The organism is Helicobacter monodelphidis, assembly GCF_003288845.1.
Taxonomy (GTDB): Bacteria; Campylobacterota; Campylobacteria; order Campylobacterales; family Helicobacteraceae; genus NHYN01.
The window spans coordinates 1-2,867 of record NZ_NHYN01000050.1; the positions used below are offsets into that span (position 1 = coordinate 1).

At 36.2% G+C, this 2,867-nt stretch carries 2 protein-coding genes; both read right to left on the bottom strand.

The features are described from left to right. Positions 1–1,491, bottom strand: a 1,491-nt coding sequence (locus CCZ01_RS09755; RefSeq protein WP_146745252.1) for a cache domain-containing protein, incomplete at its 3' end; no start/stop codon positions are given. A 448-nt stretch (positions 1,492–1,939) separates the two neighbouring features. Further along, positions 1,940–2,644: a pirin family protein gene (locus tag CCZ01_RS09760; RefSeq protein WP_112053016.1), complete on the bottom strand. Its 705-nt coding sequence runs from the start codon at positions 2,642–2,644 to the stop codon at positions 1,940–1,942. Between the last annotated feature and the right edge of the window lie 223 nt (positions 2,645–2,867).

Genomic DNA, 2,867 nt, shown 5'->3' on the forward strand with positions numbered 1-2,867 from the left:
TCTTACTGCTTCTTCTAAATCTTTTGATTTAGATTCTAAGTCTTTAGCGAAGTTTGCTGAAGTATGAAGCATTTTTCTTATTTCTTCTCCAAGTGTGTTGGTAACAATTTCTACACGTCCATTTGCATCTTGAACTTCTGTAGTGAAATCAAGTTTTGCATAGGAATCAAATACACGATTGAGCTCTGGTAAATTCTTCCCAACAGCCGTTGCAAGTAATTCTAAAAGCTGATTGATAGAATCTCTCAATGCGTTAAGTTGTGGGTTACTCCCAACATTCATAATACGTCTTTCTGCTTTTCCACTACTTCTTGTATATTCAATCGTATCTAGCGACTCTTTCACAAGATTTGCATCTTGCTCCAAACCTTGCTTGGTGCGTTCAACATTCACATTAATAGCTTTAGCCATTACCCCTAACTCATCCTTGCTTTCTGCAAGAGGGGATGGGGCAGTTTTTGTTTCATGATTGAGATATTTAAAAAACGAAAGTAAACCATCGCTAATCAAGGCTAAAGGTTTTAGCATTTTTTTAAGAATAAAGAATAAAATGATAGCCCCTAACACCATCAAAACCAATGCAAGAAGCGAAGCAGAAACTAATGCCGCATTGATAGCACCCGTGTAATCACCCACGCTTGCAGATGAAACAATTGTCCAACCAAAAGGAAATTGCTTATAAAACGATATAGTCTCCCCTCTACCTTCAGAACGATAAAAGATTTTACCCTCTTTGCTAGTCTTTAGAGCCTCCATTAAAGCAATTTCTGCTACTGTTGGAGTAGGGTCAGCAACAATTGCCGGGTCATCGTGAGAAAAAATCCGCCCTGTGCTATCTGTCATAAAGATTCTCATACTAGGGAGCTCTGGACGCTTAAAATTTTGGAATCTTCGCTGAAAAGCATCAACAAAAATATCAAGCCCAACAACTCCTATAAATTGTCCATTCTTTGTAACCGGCATCGCAACAGTAGAAAGAAGTTTACCTTTATTCACACCTGCACTAGATTCGTATGTTGGTGTTACGATTAGCTTATTTGTATTCTTTGCTTCTTGATACCAAGTCTTATCCCTTAATTCTCCAAGATTATCCCATTCAGTGGACACAGGGGAATGATTGTTAGGTTTAAAATCCTCTATGAGGGTTCTGCCATCACTATCATAGACAACATAAATAGAAGGATACTCGATAAGATTTGATGCCTTACGCAAAATGTTTCTCTGTGTAACTACATCATTGTGGTCAACTTGCATTAGAGATTCTGCAATCATTTTCAAATGTTGTTGTGCCTCAATATCCATTGTAATGTTAATTGTATTATAAGCCGCATTCAATGCAAGTTGCTGAATACCCCCATAAACCTCAACCGTTTCTTTTGATGTTCTCTGATAATTAAATGCGCTAACAGTCGCAAGTAGTATAGCAAAAATAATCAATACGATAAGAATCAACTTTGTGCCAATCTTAAGGTTATTGTAGAAACTAACCATTTACACTCCTTATGTTGTAAAAACAAAAATAGGAAAAGCATTGTAAAATTTTTTACTTTAAATATATGTTAATATCCGTAGTTTTTTCGGTACTCCTCAAACTTAATTATCTATCTAAAGCAAAAATAGGGGGGTTCAGATAACTCTACAAAAAATAAGACAAGTCACTAAACAAGCAATGCCTTCCATAGAAAAAGAGAAATAACTAATAAAAATACATTAATGAGATTATAACTTAAATATTTCCGTCGACTACCATCTGCAAAATTTATTAAGGAATTTTCCATAATTTGCTGGTCATCATTACAATCACTTTGCAATAATTAATAGAAATTCATCAATTCATTTTACCCGCAAAAATAACCTTTTAATATTTTAAAATGATTTTGCAAAACCTTTGGATACATATGTATCAATATTATACAAAAATTTATTTTTTAGGTCTTGCTCACATCGGCACTTCGATAAGCAAAATCTTAGAATCTTTGCTTATATTAAAAGCAAGACTTTCCACCTCATAGATTCCCGCTCCATCGCGTCGCCCTAAGCTCAAATCACCTTTAGAATCACTCACTTTGCCTTCGATAACAAACATATAGACGCCATTTTGCTTACTATGAAGCGTATAATTGAGCTTTGTCTCATGCTCAAATTCACCAAGCAAAAACCAAGTATCTTGCCCCAAAGCCGTCTCCAAATCTGGTGCGATAATCTCGCAAAGCTCATTTGGACGAAGTTTGGAGCGAATATCAAAGCTATTATATCGCGGTGTCCCGCCATTAGTTTTTGGTAGAATCCAAATTTGCAAAAGCCCCACAGGCTCGCTCTCACTCGCATTATATTCGCTATGGACGATACCGCTACCCGCACTCATCACTTGAATATCGCCATAAGTGATAGTCTCTGCATTTTGCAGACTATCGCCGTGTCGGAGCTTTCCATATAGCGGAATAGTAACGATTTCCATATTGCGATGAGGGTGCATATCAAAGCCCATTTTTGGTGCGATAATATCATCATTCAGCACACGCAACGCCCCAAAGCCCATTCGCTCTGGATTGTGATAGTTTGCAAAACTAAAAGTATGGTAAGTTTCTAGCCAATCATATCGTGCAAATCCCCTAGAATCTGCCTTGTCAATTATTGTTTTCATTCTAAAACTCCTTAAGACACTCAATTATTTTTGTATTGCTACTTCTTAATTATAGCTTAAGAAAAATAGACAATCATAAATCAAACTAGAACTCTATTAACCCTTTCAATTTTTACCCCTCCCCCTAAAACTTCTTCTTATTCACATCTGCTAGTATTTGTGCTGCTACATTATCTACTGCTGTGCTTATATCTTTAGAATGATTCGCTATTTCTACATTCTG